The organism is Eubacterium ramulus ATCC 29099 (assembly GCF_000469345.1).
GTDB lineage: Bacteria > Bacillota > Clostridia > Lachnospirales > Lachnospiraceae > Eubacterium_I > Eubacterium_I ramulus.
The window spans coordinates 24,987-46,020 of the sequence record NZ_KI271082.1; the positions used below are offsets into that span (position 1 = coordinate 24,987).

General features: G+C 41.3%; 21 protein-coding genes. 2 read left to right on the top strand and 19 right to left on the bottom strand.

Annotated features, from left to right (window positions below):
• Positions 1-11: 11 nt before the first annotated feature.
• From atpH to HMPREF0373_RS01480, 4 genes are read right to left on the bottom strand one after another with little or no spacing between them, the layout of a single operon-like run.
• Positions 12-536 (bottom strand): ATP synthase F1 subunit delta, encoded by a 525-nt coding sequence (gene atpH / locus HMPREF0373_RS01465; RefSeq protein ID WP_021737771.1) that lies wholly within the window; start codon positions 534-536, stop codon positions 12-14.
• On the bottom strand, positions 517-1,017 hold the full coding sequence (gene atpF, locus HMPREF0373_RS01470) for a F0F1 ATP synthase subunit B (RefSeq protein ID WP_021737772.1): 501 nt from the start codon (positions 1,015-1,017) through the stop codon (positions 517-519). Before atpF ends, atpH begins: the two co-directional genes overlap by 20 nt.
• Positions 1,018-1,061: 44 nt before the next feature.
• Positions 1,062-1,280, bottom strand: coding sequence for an ATP synthase F0 subunit C (gene atpE, locus HMPREF0373_RS01475; protein ID WP_021737773.1), 219 nt, complete (start codon positions 1,278-1,280; stop codon positions 1,062-1,064).
• Between the two features lie 32 nt (positions 1,281-1,312).
• On the bottom strand, positions 1,313-2,020 hold the full coding sequence (locus HMPREF0373_RS01480; RefSeq protein ID WP_044962558.1) for a F0F1 ATP synthase subunit A: 708 nt from the start codon (positions 2,018-2,020) through the stop codon (positions 1,313-1,315).
• 604 nt (positions 2,021-2,624) lie between these two features.
• Between HMPREF0373_RS01480 and HMPREF0373_RS01485 the strand changes: the two genes are divergently transcribed.
• Positions 2,625-3,980, top strand: a complete 1,356-nt coding sequence (locus HMPREF0373_RS01485; protein ID WP_044962550.1) for an ArsB/NhaD family transporter — start codon at positions 2,625-2,627, stop codon at positions 3,978-3,980.
• A 223-nt stretch (positions 3,981-4,203) separates the two neighbouring features.
• On the opposite strand, the gene HMPREF0373_RS01490 is transcribed toward HMPREF0373_RS01485, so the two are convergent.
• The 6 genes from HMPREF0373_RS01490 to HMPREF0373_RS01515 all read right to left on the bottom strand — a co-directional run bounded on the left by HMPREF0373_RS01490 (position 4,204) and on the right by HMPREF0373_RS01515 (position 9,516).
• A complete protein-coding gene (locus HMPREF0373_RS01490) occupies positions 4,204-4,491 on the bottom strand; it encodes a helix-turn-helix domain-containing protein (protein ID WP_021737778.1) in 288 nt (95 codons plus the stop codon).
• Positions 4,488-4,670: a hypothetical protein gene (locus HMPREF0373_RS01495; protein WP_021737779.1), complete on the bottom strand. Its 183-nt coding sequence runs from the start codon at positions 4,668-4,670 to the stop codon at positions 4,488-4,490. The genes HMPREF0373_RS01490 and HMPREF0373_RS01495 overlap by 4 nt, the downstream gene beginning before the upstream one ends.
• A gap of 306 nt (positions 4,671-4,976) precedes the next feature.
• Complete coding sequence (locus HMPREF0373_RS01500; protein ID WP_021737781.1) at positions 4,977-5,168, bottom strand: ferredoxin; 192 nt, start codon at positions 5,166-5,168, stop codon at positions 4,977-4,979.
• A gap of 133 nt (positions 5,169-5,301) precedes the next feature.
• Positions 5,302-6,831, bottom strand: coding sequence for an FAD-dependent oxidoreductase (locus HMPREF0373_RS01505; RefSeq protein WP_022035292.1), 1,530 nt, complete (start codon positions 6,829-6,831; stop codon positions 5,302-5,304).
• A 223-nt stretch (positions 6,832-7,054) separates the two neighbouring features.
• On the bottom strand, positions 7,055-8,635 hold the full coding sequence (locus tag HMPREF0373_RS01510) for a PucR family transcriptional regulator (protein WP_021737783.1): 1,581 nt from the start codon (positions 8,633-8,635) through the stop codon (positions 7,055-7,057).
• The gene (locus tag HMPREF0373_RS01515; protein ID WP_022035290.1) at positions 8,632-9,516 is read right to left on the bottom strand and encodes a LysR family transcriptional regulator; all 885 of its coding nucleotides are present in this window, start codon (positions 9,514-9,516) and stop codon (positions 8,632-8,634) included. The genes HMPREF0373_RS01510 and HMPREF0373_RS01515 overlap by 4 nt, the downstream gene beginning before the upstream one ends.
• Before the next feature lie 942 nt (positions 9,517-10,458).
• Between HMPREF0373_RS01515 and HMPREF0373_RS01520 the strand changes: the two genes are divergently transcribed.
• Positions 10,459-11,265: a DAPG hydrolase family protein gene (locus tag HMPREF0373_RS01520; protein ID WP_044962551.1), complete on the top strand. Its 807-nt coding sequence runs from the start codon at positions 10,459-10,461 to the stop codon at positions 11,263-11,265.
• Positions 11,266-11,363: 98 nt separating this feature from the next.
• Here HMPREF0373_RS01520 and HMPREF0373_RS15850 read toward each other — a convergent pair whose 3' ends face one another.
• The 9 genes from HMPREF0373_RS15850 to HMPREF0373_RS01565 all read right to left on the bottom strand — a co-directional run bounded on the left by HMPREF0373_RS15850 (position 11,364) and on the right by HMPREF0373_RS01565 (position 20,910).
• Positions 11,364-12,392 carry a DUF4825 domain-containing protein gene (locus HMPREF0373_RS15850; protein ID WP_021737786.1) on the bottom strand — a complete coding sequence of 343 codons (1,029 nt, stop codon included), beginning with the start codon at positions 12,390-12,392 and terminating at the stop codon, positions 11,364-11,366.
• Positions 12,382-12,882, bottom strand: a complete 501-nt coding sequence (locus HMPREF0373_RS01530; protein WP_081695173.1) for an RNA polymerase sigma factor — start codon at positions 12,880-12,882, stop codon at positions 12,382-12,384. The genes HMPREF0373_RS15850 and HMPREF0373_RS01530 overlap by 11 nt, the downstream gene beginning before the upstream one ends.
• Positions 12,883-13,001: 119 nt before the next feature.
• On the bottom strand, positions 13,002-13,328 hold the full coding sequence (locus tag HMPREF0373_RS01535; protein ID WP_021737788.1) for a helix-turn-helix domain-containing protein: 327 nt from the start codon (positions 13,326-13,328) through the stop codon (positions 13,002-13,004).
• Between the two features lie 154 nt (positions 13,329-13,482).
• The gene (locus HMPREF0373_RS01540) at positions 13,483-14,829 is read right to left on the bottom strand and encodes a GntP family permease (RefSeq protein WP_021737789.1); all 1,347 of its coding nucleotides are present in this window, start codon (positions 14,827-14,829) and stop codon (positions 13,483-13,485) included.
• A 141-nt stretch (positions 14,830-14,970) separates the two neighbouring features.
• Positions 14,971-16,194: an ABC transporter substrate-binding protein gene (locus HMPREF0373_RS01545; protein ID WP_021737790.1), complete on the bottom strand. Its 1,224-nt coding sequence runs from the start codon at positions 16,192-16,194 to the stop codon at positions 14,971-14,973.
• The gene (locus tag HMPREF0373_RS01550; protein WP_021737791.1) at positions 16,184-17,596 is read right to left on the bottom strand and encodes a HAMP domain-containing sensor histidine kinase; all 1,413 of its coding nucleotides are present in this window, start codon (positions 17,594-17,596) and stop codon (positions 16,184-16,186) included. Before HMPREF0373_RS01550 ends, HMPREF0373_RS01545 begins: the two co-directional genes overlap by 11 nt.
• Positions 17,574-18,263: a response regulator transcription factor gene (locus HMPREF0373_RS01555; RefSeq protein ID WP_022035280.1), complete on the bottom strand. Its 690-nt coding sequence runs from the start codon at positions 18,261-18,263 to the stop codon at positions 17,574-17,576. Before HMPREF0373_RS01555 ends, HMPREF0373_RS01550 begins: the two co-directional genes overlap by 23 nt.
• A gap of 113 nt (positions 18,264-18,376) precedes the next feature.
• On the bottom strand, positions 18,377-19,276 hold the full coding sequence (locus HMPREF0373_RS01560) for a LysR family transcriptional regulator (RefSeq protein WP_021737793.1): 900 nt from the start codon (positions 19,274-19,276) through the stop codon (positions 18,377-18,379).
• Between the two features lie 155 nt (positions 19,277-19,431).
• Positions 19,432-20,910 carry a sensor domain-containing diguanylate cyclase gene (locus tag HMPREF0373_RS01565; protein WP_021737794.1) on the bottom strand — a complete coding sequence of 493 codons (1,479 nt, stop codon included), beginning with the start codon at positions 20,908-20,910 and terminating at the stop codon, positions 19,432-19,434.
• Positions 20,911-21,034 lie beyond the last annotated feature (124 nt).

Below are 21,034 nucleotides of genomic sequence, written 5' to 3' on the forward strand. Positions count from 1 at the left end.
TACTCTGCCAGTTATAATTCAGCCTGATTCTGAATCATACCGAGCTGCTCCTGCATGCCGCGGATCCGTCCGCTGATGCTCCAGTCCCATTCACGGCCATTGGCAGCGAGGACAAAACCTCCCACCAGACGCTCATCCCGGATCATCTCAAGCTCAACCTGATGCGCATCAAACTCTTCCATCAAGAATTTTTTAATTCCTTCCAGCTGATTATCAGCCGGTGCTGTCACATAACGTAATGTTGCGTTTACGATTGACTGATGTTCATTTGCATACATTTTGTATTCCTCCACGATCTCATTCAGATATTCCACGTCAGAATAATCACAGAGAATCTTCATAAAATTCTGTAACTTTTTTCCCGGGAAAATACGGTCAACCACCGCATGTTTTTCCTCTTTGTAAACACTTGGGTCTGTCAGCACACGCTGTAATTCGGGACTCTCCCGATAAATCTGTACTGCAGTTTCAAGATCTTCTACCGGAGCCTTCAACTCCCACAAAACTCTTACATATTTAGCCGTTGTTGCTGTCATGTTTGTCACCCGTTTTACTTAAAAACTCATTGTAAAGCTGTTCATCCGTGACTTTACTGCTATTCTCTCCGATAATCTTGATCGCTGCAGCCATAGCCAGCGTACTGATCTCTTTCTGTACACTCTGCAGTGCTCTGTCACGTTCTTTTTCCATATCCTGATTTGTTTTCTCAAGCAAAGCTTCGGATCGTTTTTCCGCATCGGAAACAATCTGCTTGTACTGCACATCTGCCCGTTCTCTGGCATCTGCCACAATCTGGACTGCCTCCTCTTTTGCGCCCTGCAAAGATGCCTCATACTGAGTTTTCAACTCTAAAGCCTCTGCATTTACCGTATCTGCTTTTTCAAACTGTTCCGTTACCATCTGTTTTCTCTTTTCGATGATATTTAAAACCGGTTTGAACAGAAACTTTCTGATCAGGAAATAGAAGATCAACAGGTTCACAATGATCCATATAAGGTTTGAATCAATTCTCAGCATCCTGAAATCCTCCTTCTAAAAACAAAATCTCACGTCTTTGTTTTTTATTTGCAAAGGAAAATGATCAGAATAGCGACAACCATACCATAAATAGCAGTTGCCTCTGCCAATGCACAACCAAGTAATAAGTTCTTGCTGATCTTGCTGTCAGCTTCCGGCTGTCTTGCTACGGCATCTACTGCTTTACCTGTTGCGATACCAATACCTACACCTGCTCCAATTCCTGCTAATGCTGCGATACCAGCTCCGAGTGCGATCATCATAATAATTATCTCCTTTTCTCACTTCAAATTTTTTATTCTGCCTGTAATTCAATAGCTTCCTTGATGTATAACGATGTCAGGAACACAAATACATATGCCTGGATCAATCCATCAAAAATATCAAAATAGAAACTAAATACCAGCGGTACAACCATCGGCACAACCGCCTTGATCAGCTCCATGATAACGAACGCTCCGAGTACATTTCCGAACAGTCGTAAACATAACGAAAACGGTCGGATAAAAATCTCCAGAATGTTGATCGGTGTAATGATCGCGACAGGCTGTGTAAATCCTTTCGCCCACTTCTTTACACCTTTTGCACGGATACCGGCGGCTTCCACCAGTATGATACTCATCAACGCAAGAGCGATCGTACAATTCAGGTCCTTTGTCGGAGGCTTAAATCCAAATAAGCCAATTACATTTGCAATACCGATAAACAGACCGACGCTCATCAGATAAGGGATATAACATTTTCCTTCCTCTCCGAGCAGCCCTTCGAAAAATCCATAAAATTTTCCGACACATACTTCCAAAAACAACTGCCTCTTTCCCGGATTCTCCACGCTCAATTTCCGCGTCAGGAAAATCGATGCCACTATGACAATTGCCATAATGATCCACATAACGACAACTGATTCCGCGATTTTGATTCCACCAAAAATGGGTATCGTGAACACCGTCTTGACACTCAATTGGTCGATCAACTCATCTACCAGTCCGTTCGTAGCGGTCACCTCCTTCTTTTCTCTTTCTTCTGTTTTTTGAACGCAGATCACGAAGCGACTGCGTTCATGAGCAAGGAGCGAAGCGGATTGCGAATGTCCGCTTTATTTCTCCTGAAACATGTTTCCCAATCATCACAGTTTCAGCATCGTTGTTGCATCTCGTAATTGATACTGTTTTCTCATAATTGGTACTACCATTACCAAGGAAAAATAAAAGACCGGTGGTTGTCCCAAAACTCCTTACCCCCGTTGGTCTTTTCGTGTATTCATATTAATACAATTTCCAAATTTTGCAATCGGCAAATTTTCCTAAATTGTTTTTTTATAAAAATATTTTTTCAGCAAAATCACGATTGACAATTTTCCATTTAACAGATTATTTCCTGATTATGTACTTTATGACTTCTTTTTTCGGCAATTTTGCCTGCTTTACGAAAAACGAATCTTGCAAATGAGCTGGTCTGGAACATTTATAAGAACAGTGCCATCTGGATTTTTCCCCTTGATGTCTGTAACCGGAAAAATCAGAAATATGTCTGACTTCTATTTGACTTGTCAGTCTTTTTACCACATAATAAATGCAGGGGCTTTTTATATTGGAGGAGGTTTTTTTATGGCAGCACAAATCACGGCCGTCATTATTTTCCTGGTTATGTTTGCATTCATTATCACGGAAAAAATTCCACGGCACATTGCGACAACACTCTGCAGTGTTGCAACGCTCATTCTCGTGTTTGGTGTCTGTATGCACAGTTCCACTGCGTTATTCGAGACACTGAACTTTCAGTCTTTTACATCTGTTGATTTCTGGCGTGCAGGCGCCGAAGCCACAGAAAGTACAAAAGGAATCAACTGGCAGACAATTATTTTCATCTTTGGCATGATGATCATGGTCGAAGGAATGGCAATTTCCGGATTTTTCTCCTGGCTTTGCCTGACCATTGCAAAAGCAGTCAGATATAATACCACAAAAATTTTTGTGATGTTTATGGTTCTGGCATTCGTACTGTCTATGTTTATCGACAGTATCACCGTTATTCTGTTTCTGGCCGCAATCACCATCACACAAGGCAAACTGTTGAAATTTGATCCGATTCCGGTAATCATTGCAGAAATATTCTGTTCGAACCTTGGAGGTTCTTCCACAATGTGTGGTGATCCGCCAAATATCATTATCGGAACCGCATTGCACTACACATTTACCGATTTTCTGTTCAATACCGGCGTGATCGCCATCCTGAGTCTGCTGCTGATGATCTTTTTCTTCTATCTATGTTTCCGCAAAAAACTGAACACAAATAATCTTTCAAAAGAAGATATTGCAAAAATGCCATCACCGGGCAGTGCGATTACCAGCAAACGTTCTTTTATCATCAGCTGCATTATTTTTCTCTGTGCAGTTGTACTGCTGGTGACACATGGACAGACTGAATTGACAGTTTCCACCATTGGCATAATTGCCGCTATCGCAACCTGCGCAACCGCAGGGAAAAAGGCAAAACACATTTTACGTCGTATTGATTATCCGACCCTTATTTTCTTCATCGGATTATTCGTCGTAGTCGGCGGTCTGGAAGAGACAGGAATTTTGGAACTGATTGCGAACTTTATCCACAGGATCAGCGGAGGAAATGTAACCTTTATTATAATCATTATTATATGGGTATCTGCAGTGGCCAGCGCCATTATAGACAATATCCCATTTTCCGCTACGATGATTCCGATCATCAAAAGCCTTGCAACGGCATCCGGAGCAGATTTATCCGTTCTGGCATGGACACTGGCACTGGGCACCGATATCGGTGGAAGTGCTACCCCGATCGGTGCATCTGCCAACGTAGTTGGTATCGCCGTTGCATCAAAAAACGGTCATCATATTTCCTGGAAACAGTATTGTACCTACGCGATTCCGGCAACACTGATCGTAATTGCAGTATCAATGCTATATATCATTTTCAGATATATATAATTCAGAACTCAGAATTGATTTCTGATGCGAAATCCGGGTCTGCATTGCAGACATATACTTATCTGGATTTCTGCTAAAATAAAAAAGATGCCTTTTGCACAATCAAATAGGACAATCCCATCCCTTATACAAAAGGCATCTTTTACTCCTGCTGCCTCTCCCGACTTTTCTCATTCTTTCGGGAGAGGCGTTTTTATTTGGTAATTTTCTTTGTCCAAAACCATCAAACTTTCTGTTTTGGTATAAATTCAATCTTTAACACCATCCCCATTCCTTCTGCTAATCTTTTTAGTAAGCTAACAGATGGATTCCTTGTTCCATTTTCCAGTTTGCTGATATCTGCCTGATTAATTCCTGTACGTTCTGACAATTCCTTCTGAGTCAAATTCTGAGAAGTACGCGCATCTACAATTGCTCTAATCACATCAAACTCTGGTTGCATTTCTTCATATTCTTTGCGGAACTTTTCATCCTGCATCTGATTTTCTAACATTTCATTTAATGTCTTCATAGCTTCTTCATCCTTTCCATATAGTCAGCTCGTCGTGCTTTTGCTAATTGTTTTTCCTGTAAAATGACCAACGTTCCAAATATCTTGGCTCTCATTTTAGGATTAAGTTTATCTAAAAATTTTTCTACAGGATTATCGCCATTTTCTGTTTCATATGCAATGACTTCAAATTTTGTCATATGTATTCTCCCTTATTATATGGTATATATACCATATTATCAATTTTGTTATTTTCTTTCCGTTCATTTTTGAGAATGCATTCGTCATAATATTTATAAAGTGCAGCCAGTATATAACGCCCTTTTCCACTCGTCAATGCCCTTTTTTATCTCCAAATTTTACCTAAGCAAATTGCACAATACCAGTCAAGTTCTCTGTCGATCCCGTATTTTCTGATCATACAAAAAATCAAGAGTTGAAAAACTCATTTTTCAACTCCTGAAATAATATCATTTTTGTTTATTTTGCCATATATCAATTCTACCCTATTTCTTCAAATAAATCGCCGTCACCGCACAGTCTCGGGCTGCATTTTTTGCAGTCTCTTCCAGTTCCGCCGGAATCTCATCATATTTGACATCAATACAGTCTTTTTCAAAATTGTGGGCAAATAACTGCGGATATAATCCCACACAAATGCCACAACGAATACAATACTCTTTGATTTCTGCTTTCATTTTACTTTTCCTCCTGTTTTCGAATAAACCTCATCCAAATCAGATGTGTGTTTTTTAACAATTTCACCATCTGTAAACCAGATTTACGGTATATGGGTATATCTTACCTTCATTTTTATTTCGCAAACATCAGTTATGCATGTTTCTCCATATAATCACACGCACTGTCTCCTGCTGCAAACCCAAACGGCATCGCAAAATAAGCACCGGCGCTGCCGCCTGTCGGAGGATTTCCATAAAACTCGCTCATCATATTATCCCCGGCTGCATAAAGTCCCGGAATTGCTTTTCCATCTTCTTTCACGACCTGCATTTTTCCATTAACTTTGATACCACCGATAGTATCATAACCGGCACAGAATACACGCATTGCATAAAATGGTCCTTTTCGCACAGGACGGAGATATTTTGCATTTTTTCCAAACTCTTCGTCCTCACCATTATCGCAATATCCATTGTAACGATCCAGTGTTTCCTCCAAACCTGCCTGATCAATTCCGGACTGTGCGCACAGCTCTTCAATGGTATCTTTCATAAATACATGTTTGTTTCCTTTTTCCTCAATCAGTGTCCTGAACTGTCCCGGAATATCTGTCAGTTTCTCCACCGGGAAGATAAAGTACATGTAATCCACACCCTCTTCTTCCAAATGGCGTCTAGTATCTTCATCGAATACGATATAACTTTCCCCATTTGGCTGATTTGCGATACCTGTGCTGATTGCCATATGGTTATTGGAAATGCTCTCGTCAATAAAACGCTCACCATTTTTGTTTACCCACAGATATGGCTGCTCCTGAATGGTACGTGTCTCGTTGTATACAATCCACGGAGAACTTGCCACGATTCCCGGTCCCGGAACCAGATTGTGACCAGATACTGCGATGGCACTCTGGGCACCGCCAAGCTTCCATGCCAGTTTCTGTCCATCTCCGGTCTGATCGGAATTCGGATAACAGTTAAACAGTACGTTTCCGTCTCCGGAACAATTATAATCCGTAAAAGTAAAGCCGGTATATTTTTTCATCATTTCACGATCTTCCATAATACCGCCGCTGGCAATGATCACTGCTTCACATTCCACTTCGATTTCTTCTTTTGTTTCATTGTTGACAGCTTTTACACCAGTTACTTTTCCATTTTCGTCCACCAGAATATCTGTGATCGGTGTATTCAGCATATACTGTCCACCACGTTTGATAATATCCTTCATGGCATTCAGACAGATCAGTGCACCGCCATGGCCTTTGCCTCGTCCCGGAACCAGATAAAAATCTCCATGTGCCATTACTGCAGGGGGAAATCCATCCGCATATTTCGGATCTCCGATATCCTCCAGCTCCAACTGCTGTGTCGGAATCATTTTAATGCCAAGACGCTCAATATATTCTTTTGTTCTCCAGGAATTGTTTACATACTGACGAATTACAGACGGATTTGCATTGTAATTCGAATACTCATATAACAAATGAAATGCTGCGTTCTGAAATGCCCTGTCTTTTCGAATGCTGACATATGCGATCGGGCAGTTGGAAACTGCTCCACCCTGATATGGTTTCTTTTCAAATACGATGACTTTCTTTCCACGGGCAAGTGCTGCATCTGCCGCCGAAATACCTGCCATGCCACTTCCCATAATTACCAGATCTGTTTTTAACTTCATAAAAAATAAAACCTCCTTCACCTGTTGCTCTTTTTCAAACACCTGTTGAGGAGATTTTATCAATATTTCTATGTACTTTAACCTTTCATCTGGCCTAAATCGCATGTATTTTACTGCATATAATTGTGCAGAATGCACTTTGACTTACGATTGTATTTATCAAAATTTCAAAACACCGCAGACTTCTCTGATTCGTTTTTCTACATTAACTTTGGAATCAACATTATTCTATACACCTTATATACTCCTGAATCTGTTCCGATAAAATATAACGCATTTTTTCTTCGGAATCATCCAGCGAAACCGCATACCGTTCTTCCACCATCGAAATTATATTTCGCACGGTATTTCGATGAATTCCAAGCTCTGCTGCTGTGCGCGTTGCACTGCAGTCATTTTTCAGGTAACAAAGTACTGTCCTGCCATACGAAGTGTGATGCTCTCTGTCATATACGGCCAGTTCCCTGTAAAATTCCGACTGCATCGAAACCGGTTCCATCTCTGACTCCATTCTGGAAAACAAATGATACATCACCACATCTTTGTACTGACACAATACCTCTGTATTCTGCTCCGTTTTCTGATTCCACTGTAACGTAAACACTGCCTGTGCATAAGCATCTTTCATTCGTTTCAGCTCCGTAAAAATATTGCTGACTCCAATCCGATACTCATATTGTTCTAACAACTGCTCTAAAATATGCAGTTCCTTTTCATCAAATGACAAATTCTGATGTATCGCTGTTTTACTATACTTCAACAGGCAGATATGATTTTCATATAAAAACGGTTTCATTTTCCATGACTGCCGCTCCAACAGACGCGCCAGAAATTTCAGCGGCACATGCTCCTGATTGGCAAAATCAAGAATTCCCAGTACCAGATATCCCGTCTTTTCCAGTCCGTCAATCATATTTACCTGCTCCGTAATCCGGTCTTCCGGAATTTCAGCGCTTCCAAGCAGGTTTGCCAGAAATGTTTCATACATCATACGCCCGTGCCTTCGATTTTCATAATTGCGCTGCAGACAGAAAGACATATTTTTCATAAACATATGAATCAGATCCAAATATCCGCTTTCCGGTGTTTCTTCTCCACAGAAAATGGACGTATATCCAAGTAACGTCTGTCCACTGAAAAACTGCAGGTAAATATTTGTTCCGGATTTTTCATCTGCTGCCGGTGCAATCAGAAGTTCTCCTTCTTTGATCTGGGAAAAAATCTGCTTCTTTTTCAGTTGTTCCATGGTATGCGCATCCGTATATCCCTGCGCCACTGTTTCCTGAAAAATCTTGTAATGAGAAGAACTGTGCCTTGTGTAAGCCAACACATCAAAACTTGCATCAAAGGCAATCATTGGATGTTCCAGAATTTCTTCGCTGATATCGATCAGATCCTGCACATCTTTTCCCTCCAATGCCGCGATATGCATGTTTTTATCCCATTCCACCAGACGACAAAAAATTTCCACCAGGTCATTCATCACTTCCGGTACCGTTTTTTCTGTCTGCATAAAAATCAGATTTTCGTGAAAAGCTTTCCATTTCCGAATCATGTTCTGACGGATTTCCGTATCCTGATCATTTGGAAAAATAACAAGCAGACAGATATCTTTATCTAATTTTTCTTCTATATCCGGCACACGGTTGCCATCACAGAGATACAGATACTCTCTTTTTAATTTCCGGACATCTGCTATCCAGTGCTGAATTCCGGAAAACTCCTGTTTCTGCGTGATTTCCGACTGCTCATCCAATTTCCTGTCTCTGATAAAATATAATAAAAGATCTTTTGTAATCGTCATGACAATTCCCCCATCATTTTCTGCAATTTTTTCAACTGCTCAGATATATGTTTTGGGTTATATACCAGATTTAACGAAATCGGCATTGCATCCGTGATTGGAATCAGTGTGATATTTTCCAGCGATGCTGCACAATAATCCCGCGCGATAAAAGCCACTCCCCGGTTCGCCCGCACCAGAGAAACTACCGTCTCCATATTTGGCAGATACTCAATCCTGTTATTATAATCCCTGTGATTTCCATGCAGGAAAAACGGTAGTAAGGCATGCTGCACCGGTGCTTCCTGCTCACTGAGATACAAAAGTGTCTCATCCGATATATCATGGAATGAAATCTCACGGTAATCCTCATATTTATGGCCCTTTGGAACTGCCAAGGACAGCTGAGCTTCATGTAATGTCTGCATTTTCAAAGGCTCCGGACATGTAGTCGTCGTTGCCAGAATAAATCCTGCATCGATTTTTCCATTCAGTAAATTTGAAAAAATCTGACTTGGAAGGCTTCCGATCAGATTTAGCCTGATTTCCGGATACTTCTCCTGAAACTGTGCCAAGATATCAGCCACATGATAATTCAACGCTCCCGGCATATGACACAAGCGCAGCGCATCTTCCGATACGTTACCTGCTGCCCGCACCCGCTGCCGCAGTTCATCCTGCTTTTTAAACAATTCATTTGTCTCGGACAACAGCACTTCCCCCGCATGTGTCAATTTCAAAGAATGTTTTGTACGATCAAACAGGCTGACTCCAAGTTCTGCTTCCAGCTGACTGATCTGTTTACTCAAGGCCGGCTGACTGATAAAAAGCTCCTTTGCTGCCTTTGAAATATTTAAATGTTTTACAACTACCAGAAAGTATTCTAATGATTTTGTGGTCATATTCTTCTCCTTTTGTTCCCTGTCACATACTATATATACCATACTTGGGGAACATTTAGGAAGTCTCTGTAAAATTGTATAAAGCAATAACCCAAACAAGCTTTTTACATTAATTTTACCTAAAAGTGGTGTTTATAAATTATAATATATGTTATATTTTCAGCACAAGATCTTGAAAACTATACAAGGAGATATATTTTAATGAAAAAAAGAAACATTTTCTATCAATGATTTTAGGTTTAGCATTAAGTTTAACAATACTATTTCCATCTTTCGCACAAGCTTCAGAAATTCCTAACCAATTACTCTCATCTTACGAATACGATGATACTGTAAATGAGATAGTTCGTAAGCACCTTAATTTCGATAGCATAGATTTCAAAAGGAACAATCATATAACAATATAATTGTTCCTTTTGAGACAAATATTTTATTTTGAGTATGTTAGAACAATCTTTTTACATTAGGCTATGTATTTACTATATTCTGTTATTTTGTACAAATGGTTTTAAAACGAAATTAAAAATAGGGCTTTGGGCATGGCGAATAGGGATTTTCTATATCATTTTTGATACCTTAGCATCCTTTTTCTACTCAGAAAATATTGCAAATAAATTGTTTCTTCTATTGTCACTTATACATTGTTTGATTATAATGCCCTTTTTTTCACAAAACAGTACCTGTCGTAACTGCGGACAACGCAATTATTATCAGCCATTACTTTTTAACAAATGTTGTCATTGTAACATGAAATATTAATTATCACTCTATCTTCTTTAAGATTACACTAAACTATAGCACACTTTTGCATAACATAAAAGTTATACTTATATCCAATAAAATAGTGTCTTTTCTTTTTCCTATCGGTTAAAATAAAATCATCAAATACACGAAGGTTCCCATTCAGGTCGAACCTTACCTATTATGGAGGAGGATTTTAATATGAGCACACCAGGTGTTAAAGTCGGAGTTTCCGAAGAAGAGAAAAAACTTTCTTACTACAAATATTATGAGCAGGATTTAGCTCCGGTACCGGCTGAAAAAATCGCTGTTTTACAGGGCGGACCGATCGCTCCAGAAAAATGTATCCCGTTTGATGAAAGAAATAAATTCCTGAAAGGTGAAGATGATGAATATGCAAATATCGGTTTCGGCGTAGCTGCAGACGGAACTGCGCTTGTATGTAATACAACTTACATGCCGGGTGTTACAGGCGAAATGCTTGACTGGTGGTTCCCATGGCATTCTGTAGGATCTGATCTGCGTTACAAAATCTGGGACCCGGAAGATCACTATTTTGCAAGAGCATATCCGGCATCTTATGTCGTAGACCCGAACGTACCAATGAACCAGAAAACATGGGGCGTTGATCACTACATCATGGAAGACGTCGGACCGGGACCGGAATTCTTAAAACTCTGCTTCAAGAGACCAGCCGATTTTGGTTATGATGAAAGCATTATCGGTACTGAAAAATGTGAATCTCTCGTATGTGCAATCGGCGAAAGCAGCTGTGCGGCAGCAATGACTCACAAATGGCATCCATACAAAGACGGCGTATTGTTTGAGTCCCGTTTCTGGATTGGATACCGCATCGATGAAGAAGGAAACATCGTAAAAGCAATTCCGGAAGGCGTATCTATCCCACCATTCGTACCACAGGGATTATTCGCACACAACATCAAAGAGTTTACAAACCTGGCAGCAATTCTGCCAACCTTATATGCAGAAGAGAAAGATACTTTCTAAATACATATAGTATAAATACTTTCAACTTCAGACTAATATAAAAATACACGTGGACTGATTGTAATTAATCAATTCACGTGTACTTTTCTTTTATTAAGTTACTTTATCAATTCCACTAATTTCTGCAATCCTGCCGGTGTTTGTGACATTGCCTTCACCGACTGTCCTGCCAGCGCATCCGCATCTGCTTCCGTTACCGTCAATGTTGTACTTCCATCCGAATTTTCTGTTCCATCCACACAATACTCAAAGCTGACATAGCCCAGATTGTCCGTTACTGCGATGAGCAGACACCCAAGCTGTTTCATCTCCTGCTGCAACCGTTCCACATTATCAGACGAAGAAATTTGTACATTCAAAAATGTCCATCCGTAAGGTTCCTCTGACGTCTGCAGCTGTGTACCATAACAAAGTAGCGCCTCGTCGTTGATTCCAAGTACCGCCCGGGCAGCCTGCACAGACCGCCCATCCGCAGAAATATCCCCCACATATGGATTTCTGCTCTGATACAGATCCGAAACCGTTCCATCAATCAAAATCCCATCATCCCACAAAATCCGATTTTCCAGAACAACCCTCTTTACCTCTCCGGAACTTTCATACTCCGCCTGAAACTCATTTGTGTGAAACGATGACTTTCGCGTTTCCCGCAGAGATACCGTCACAATTCCATCCTGCTCCTGAAACGCCACATCTGCCACACCTTTTGTCTGATCCAGCAACACCCCCTGCACCGACACTTTATGATCTTTCATTACCACATCTGCCTGCACAAACTCTGCCTGCTCCACCTTCTGCCCAATGAGATATGCCTTGCACCAGATTCCTACGCCGGCTGCAATCACAACGGTCAGTACCGCTGCCAGAATCCGCATCCTGTTTTTCTTTCGAATCTTTTTCAGATAATCTATTTCAGATGGCACTTTGAAATTGGCCTTTTGTTCATTATTTATCTCAGACACCTCATCCCCATTCATCGGTTCTCTCATCTCACGATATAATTTTCGACAATTCTCGCAAGTCTTCATATGCTGTTCCACCGCCTGATTGCTCACATCATTTGTCAGTCCATCCACATAAGATGGAAGCAGATCTCGCACAACTTCACACGTCAGATCATTTTTCATCCTTTTCCAACTCCTTCCTAAGATTCGTGCGCGCCCGGAAAAAAGTCACCCGCGCCCAGTTCTCGGTCTTTCCCATAACCTCACCGATTTCCCGGAAAGACAGATTTCCAAACATTCTCAAATAAAGCACTTCTCTGCCCGGTTCGGGAAACACATGCAGTTTCTTCAACAGTTCCATCTGCCCGACCTGCTGCATCACTTCCTGCTCTGCCGACATCGCGGCTTCTGTTATTCCTGCATCGGCAACCATTCGGTCCACGTCTGAACCAGCTTGCATCCGCACATGTTTTTTCATATAGGAAAAATACTGATTTTTTGCAATGGCACACAGCCACGTCGTGATCTTGCAGCTTTCATCAAACCGGTCAATGCTTCGTACCGCCTGATAAAACGTCTCCTGCGTCAGTTCTTCCGCCAGATCCGCATCATGTGTCAACAACATCAGATATTTAAACACCGTCTGCGCATGCTGGCGGTATACAGCATCCATATCCTGCACCTGCGTTTTTCCCTCCTTTCCGTTCAAAGTTATTTTATTTGTTAAAAAGCTCACTCAAACAATCTGTATTTTTGTTGTTCTATCTATTAATAGCCATTTTTCCACTTTCGTTACAGCAACTTCTGAATTTCCTGCAAAAAACATGAAAATGCCGGATTTTTATTCTCGTTCCGCCATGCCAGAACCGCCTCATTACAGGAATCCAACACAATATGTTGTAGCGAAGTATTTTTCATTTCTGCCAGTTTTACCCAGTAAAACGGACATTCGCAATCCGCTTTCGCTACTTGCTCATGAACGCAGTCGCTTTGCGACTTGCGTTCAAACTTTACATTTTTTACAGAATCTCTGATTGTAAAAATCAGATCTAACTTTCCCGATTCCGCCGCTTTTGTAAAATTTCCTGTTTCCGCCACTGCCAGAAAACTCTCAATCATTTCACATCTGATATATTTACATTTTATTATAATTTTCTACCTATTGACCATAAAACCTAAATCTGCCGCATGGATTCAAATATATGAATTCCATGCGGCAGATTTATTTGTATAAGAAAATATGTTATCACATAATCTTTTGCCTTTGTTCTCTTTATGCAAGACCTGGGAAAATTGTCAGGATCAAAGCAACGATCAAAGCTGTAATGGTTGTATTTAATACGGTTGTAATAAATACATATTTGTAAGAATCTTTGATCTCAACTTCTGCAATACCTGTTGCAATGATAAATCCAGGGTTTGTCGGTAATGTATCCAGTGTCTGGGAAGCAAATACAGATACACGGTGCAAAGCACTCATATTAATACCCATGCTTGCAAATGTCTCAGACATGTACGGTAAGGTTGCGGACAGACCGGCAGGACCAGATCCGGAAGCACCTGTCAGTAATGCGATTGCAAGTACTACCTTGAATAATGCAGGACCGCCCATATGTAACAATCCGTTTGTCAGTACCGGGAAAGCCGGAGATGCTGCTACGACACCACCGATAGCTCCAAGCAAACCAACCTGAAGAACCAGCATAGTTGCCTGCTCTCCAACCGGTTTGATCAGTTCTTTCAGACCTGAGAATTTTCCATAATATGGGAAGAAGAAAATCAGGGAAAGGATGATATTGAGCATCATACTTACCAAAATGTTCCATCCAAGACCATTGAAGCAGATCAGTGTAACAGCGATTGGGATAATAGACATTACCCAATGTGGTGTCTTCTGTCCTTCCGGGCGTTTTGGTGCGTTTGGTGCAGCGTCATATACATGTCCTTTTGCAATCTCTTTTTTAGAGATAACATTCATCATCACGATGTTCATGATCAGAACAACGGCACCGCCGATAAATCCAGGAACAGCTGCTGCCATCGGAGATGTACCAAGCATCTGAACAGCGATAACGTTCTGATCGGAAGTTGTACCCGGCATGGAACATGCAGCGGTTGCAAGTGCTCCTAATACAACACCCGGTCCCATTGCTCTTGGCATTTTTGCTTTTTCAAATAAGTCCATAGCAATCGGGAATAAAATAAACATAAGTACAACCGGGTTCATTCCACTGTAAGCAAGTACAGTACCAATTACATAAATTGTAAGAATTGCAAGAACCGGTTTCATAACAACTTGCTGACCTGCGGCAGCCTGTTTTCTTGCTTTGATTGTGAATAAATCATATAATGCGTTTGCGATGGATAATGCCGCACCACTTGCATTGTACAATGCAGCGATGACACATCCCATCAATACTGGTCCAAGCATTGCAGTTACATAATTGCATACGCTTGGTAACATTGTGTCTGTAAATGTTGTCAGCAGATTCATTCCGTTGAACAACGCGATCAGCAATGCACACAACGGTGCAAGAATAATTGTGCTGATTCCTTTGTATGCGCCGTAGATCAGTACAGCGACACCAACGATAATGCCTATAATACCTAATGCAGCCATTTTTCTTTCTCCTCCTTCAATATTTGAAATTCTCTTTATGACTGCTTATATTATATTTTATAAACTTTTTATAATCCAATACTTAATTTTTTATAAAATCATATCAAAACTGATATATGACTTCCAAAATAAAAATTCACTTTACGGTCTGACCTTCCGGTTCACCGGCGTCTCACCTTCAAATACAAAAAATTGATAATCCGTGATTTTCTGACCTTTCTGCCATCGAAAATCACTCTGGATACCTTCCAGAAATTCAGAGTTATAAAACCACTGCACCACATCCGCATTTCCGATAAATTCTTCATAGTTTTCGCTTGTAATCCCAAACTCCTCATAACACTTGCAGATTGCCTGGACCGCATCATAATAATCCGCCACCGGACTTGGCATCTGTTCCGCACTTCCGGCATTTAATGTGTCTGTTTCATAATCTTTCAACAGCTGCTGCCACTCTGTTCCTGAATAAAAGGGATCAAATTTATTCCAGATAGACACTCCATCCAGCATATTCCCTGCAATTTCAAAAAATTCACTTCCATAAGCAGAAAAAGAAACAGATATTCTTCGGCCTTCCTCTATGCCATGCTGTCGCAGCTTTACCAGAATATTGGCACACTCCCGGCCACGGATCAGAAATACATAGCCGTCTGCATTCTCATTCAGCCCCTGGATTGCATAATAGGAATCATCCATTTCATCCGCTCCGGGCTTCACATCCACGATTTTCAAAATATTCAGACCAAGATCCGACAGCGTATCCTCAAACATCTTTGTGGTATTTTTCTTGGATTCATCCTGTGACATGGTATACAGTACAATATTTTTGATATCAGGGTTCTGCTGTCCCCACATCCGCACTTCCTCCAGCTCACCATCCTCTGAATCACTCATATAAGAAATTCCATACGGTGCCATAAGTTGTCGGGATTCCTCATATGAATAAGCGGCCAGATGGACCGTCCCATTTTTTTCTGCATTTTGTGCAATATACACTGTCTCCGGTGCATCCACCGGGCCAAGCACTGCAAAAGCAGTCCTGCTGGCACCCTGGTACAGACTCAATGCTTTGCTGTTGTCCGAACCGGTATTTTCTGACACGATCCGCACATTACAGCCGTTTACCCCACCATTTTTATTAACCTGAGCTGCAGCATATTCTGCCGCCCAAAGTGCTGATTTTCCAATAGATTCATACTCGCCACTCTCCTGTGAAAGCACCACGATCGGAAGTTCTCCTGCTTTCAGACACTGCTCAATTTTTTCCTGAAATGCACTCGCCTGCAGATCCCGCTGCACTGCAGTCCTCGAAAGAAACAGCAGCAGCCCCGCCACAACAAATGCCTGCCATATTTTACGTTTCATCTTCACAAGCCTCCAACATGAACCAGAAACAGGTTCCTTCATTTGGTGTACTTTCTGCCCCAAACGGTGCATGATGCAGCCGCAGGATCTCACTTGCGATATTCAGTCCCACACCCATGCCTGATTTCTGCCGGTCATTCGGTTTTGCCTGATAAAACCGGTTCCATATATACGGCAGCTTATCCTTTTCAATTCCGATGCCATAATCAATGACTTCCACACGGACACTGCCCTGATACCGCCGTACCAGAATACGTGCCTCCTGTCTTTCCCCGGAAAATTTTACCGCATTGGATGCAAAATTATAAATGACCCGATAAATCAGTTTGCGGTCCGCATATACCAACATAGACTCAGGACAATCCATCTTAAATTGAAACTCCGGCTTGTTTGCACACACACTGGACAATACTTCCTCTGCCACATCTTGAATCGCAAATACAGATGGATGCATTTCCATAGTTCCCGACTGCAGTTTTGCCAGATCCAGTGTGTCACTGATAAAATTCGTCAGCCGGTCTGTCTCATCCAGGATCATCCGTACGTGTTCTTCCCGCTTTTCCGGAATTTCCCCGGAAAATGCCTCCAGCATCTCCGCATACATTCGGATTACGGTCAACGGAGTCTTCATATCGTGACTTACATTTGCTACAAAATCCCGGCGCAAAGCCTCTGTCTTGTTAAACTCCTGTTCCGCCAGCTCTAACGTATCTGCCAGCTGTCGGGCTTCCAGCGGGCCTTCTCGCATGAACTCTGTCTCATAATCTCCTGCTGCCATCTGTAATGCGCTTTTATTCAGATGACGAAATGGCCGTGCAAAATATTCTGCCAGGCAAACCGATAGAATCAATGCCAGGATCAGCACAGTCACCGTTACCAGCAGATAACGGCTGGTGAGCAGCTTCATCAATGCATCCATGTTTGCCTGGGATCTGCTTACCACCAGTACCTGCCGGGAACCGTTGAGATTTGCCAGTACCACCGCCTGCACCGCCCAGCGGGACGCATGCACCTGATCCTCCACATAATACTGACAAATACCATCGGAATCGTTTAACCGTTCAAACATCGTTTCATCTGCAATATCCGCCTGTTGCGGTGCTGTCCTCTCTCCCTGATTATTAACAGAAAAGACCACCTGCATCGAATTTTCCGACACGATCTGCACAAAATAATCATTCGACTTTGCCAAAAGTGCGATATTCGCCTCAAAATCCGCATCTCCATACATATCCCAGATAGACTGTGCTGCCATTTTCAGATCATTTTCCGTCTGTTCCTGATATTTATTTTTTACAGAAAAATGAAGCACCATCCAAAACAACAGCGCCATCGCCCCTGCAAGTCCCATAAATCCAAGCCAGAGGCCAAACATCATTTTATGCCTTTTCTTCTGCTTCAAATTTGTACCCCGCTCCTCTGTATGTCACAATATATGTCCGATAATCTCCCAGCACATGCCGCAGCATCTTAATCTGTGCATCCACCGTGCGGTCATCTCCCATAAAATCAAAGCCCCATACTTTTTCCAGCAGGGCATCCCTTGAAAACACAATGCCTCTATTCCGCACCAGAAAAAACAGCAGATCATACTCCTTAGGGCGCAATTCCACATGCACTCCGTCTACAAAAACTTCCCTGGCGGAAATATTTACCGTCAGTCCCTGAAATTCATAAATTTCACCCTGTGTTTTCTCTTCCCTTGGTTCATGTCTCATCAGGATTACATTTACCCGGGCCATCAGTTCCTTAATAGAAAAAGGTTTTACCACATAATCATCAATGCCAGCTTCAAATCCCTGGAGTTTGTCATATTCTTCTCCTTTTGCAGACAGCATCAGCGCCGGAATATCCTTTATCTCCCGTATTCTCCGATATGCTTCATAACCATCCATCTCCGGCATCATAATGTCCATAATAATCAGGTCAAAATCCTGCTGCCGGCACAATTCCAGTGCCTCCCGCCCATTAGCTGCACCTGTCACATCATACCCCTGATATTCCGCAAATTCCCGGATCCCCATCCGGATTGATATTTCATCATCCACAACCAGTATTCTCTTTTTCATATCTCCTATCCACCTAAATAAAAGCAGTCGACTGTTTTCCAGCCAACTGCCTCTGATTTTCACAGTAGCACACGGCTTGTTCACTGCCATATCTGCTATCTGTACTATATCGTTTATGCGCTGATTTTGCAACTGTTCAAGTTCTTTTCTGTCATATATCCGAGTAAAATCTGAAGCGCAGAATTCTCCTGTCCCTGCTTCCATGCCGCTGCAATTTCTGTGGAATGTTCTAACGGACAGCACTGAAATCCAGGTGCATACACGTTTCGTACCCATGAATTGCACACAGTTACACCCAGTCCATTTTCCACATTCATCAAAATGGATTCCATACTGTTCACACTGCACATATTCGGCACAAATCCATACTTGCTGCCGATGGCACGCACACAATCCAACTGCATTTCTTCTCTGTCATCTGCCAGAACGAAAAACGTTTCCTGACGAAATTCCTCTGGTTTCCAGTTTTTCTTTCTTGTCCGAAATAAAGTATTGGAAAAAAGAATCATTTCCTGCGCTGTGTCGATGAGCATCGACTCCGCATCATACATTTTTGCAATACGATCCTGCAGTGTAATGATCAAATCCATCTGCCCCATCTGAAAACGTGCAGACAGCTCCTGCAGCGTATATGCTTCCAGAGAAATCCTAATACCCGGGTATTCCAGACGCATTTCTCTCAGCACTGGCTGCATATAAGTACCGATATTCCATCCATTCACATATCCGATACGGATCATTCCCCTATCCATATCATTCAGCTGCTGTACCTGCTCTTTCGCTTCTGCAAAACACTGTTTCATCTTCTGAAATGCTTTTTCATAAATCTGGCCAGCTTCCGTCAATGCAATATGTTTTCCGCTTCTGTCAAAAAGCTGCGTATCCAGTTCCTTTTCCAAGCGTGCGATATTCCGGCTCAGATTAGGCTGAGAAATATAGATTTTCTCTGCCGCTTTACAAAAACTTCCTTCTTCTGCTACCGACAAAAAACTCTGTATTAACGTATCATTCATCCTATTTCTCCTATGTTATCCAGTGCTGATATCCGTGTACCTTTTTTTCTATATTGATAACATAACAGAGAAATATGATAGCTACATGAAATCTGCTTTCACAAATCCTGTCTTTTCATCTATTCCGGCAAAAAATACGTAAAACGTTCTCACTGTCAAACTTTCTCCCATTGATACAGGGAATATCCGTTTTTACCCGCACGTTTCGTCTGATACAATGCATGATCCGCCTTTCGATAAAGATCCATAAAAGAACTTCCATGCTGGGGTGCAAAAGCAATCCCCACACTGATTGTCATCTTCTGCTCTCCCATCTCCTCCACGCGTATACTGCCAACCTGTTTCAAAAGATTTTGAATCTTTATTTCAACCACATCTGTATTCGCTAAATTGCACATTAAAATAACAAACTCGTCTCCACCAATACGTCCTACTACATCATACTCCCGAAATTGAGACTGTAAAAATCTGCCAAATGTCTGCAGTACTTTATCTCCTACGATATGTCCAAAATTATCATTCACAGACTTAAAATAATCGATATCTAAAATGATAAAAGCATGCTGCCCGGCTTCTTCCTGTACAATATTTTGAATCAACCTCTGTGTAGTATCTTTATTATACAATCCGGTCAGTGCATCTCTCTGTGTATAACGTAATAATTCCGCTTTGTCTGCACTATTTTTGCGGACAATATATATTATAAGCACTGTTACCAGAACACAGAATGCCAGCATAAATATCGCCTCATATTTTCTGATAAAAGAATAGGATTTCTGCGCTGCTTTCATCGGTACAATATAACAGATCATCCAGTCATTCATTCCAAGCGGTGTATATGCCAGATAATAATCTGATTTGCTAGTATCATCCAGGCCAAGCTGTACCAATCCTTCCTTTCCCTCTTTAAAGTCTGATTTCAGCATATTCAATGTCTGTGTTTGATTTATATTTTTCTCTTCATAGTAATTAAGTAAATTTCCTCCATACGAAATTTCCCTTTTCTGCTGCGAATCTCCCTCTTCCTGAGCAATAATCGTACCATCTTGTTTTACCACAAGTGTATCACCTTCTCCATAAAACAAATCATCAAACAGCATATGGCTTAGTAATGTTACATTACAAGACCCACCAAGAATTCCGATTATTTCATTATCAGAATTATAAATAGGTACTCCCAAAACCACACGTGTCTGCTGATCCACACTGCTTTCCAATGGATCACTCAACGTCTCTTTCCCACTCATGGCTTCCTTAAAATATCTTCGGTAAGCCAAATCCTTTACTACACCATTATCATAGTGTGCGGTTCCATCAGGTTCAATCAATGCAACACGTTCTAAATCCGTCTTTTCTACAATAGCTTCTAAACGATCTATACTATTCTGCGAAATCAATGGTTCTGATTTTCCAATCTGACATGCAATTTCATTCAGGTACTGATAATTAATATTAAATATTGTCCGCAAATGTTCACTCTGGCGTGACACATTTGTAGAAATTCGCTCCTGAGAATTTTTTGCGATCGAATGCTGTACACCGGAATAAAAAATAAAAATACCAACAACTAATGCAATTAGAAATATGCTGATCGCCATAATATAATCTTTTAACGTAACTGTCTTTTTTTTCATATTTAATATCCTCTTTGCCTGATCTAATTGCTTCTGCGGTTGTAATACAAATTATTTTAAGTTTTATATCACATCGCCAACTTTTCATTTATATTATATCATGAACAAAAACAGTTCATGATTG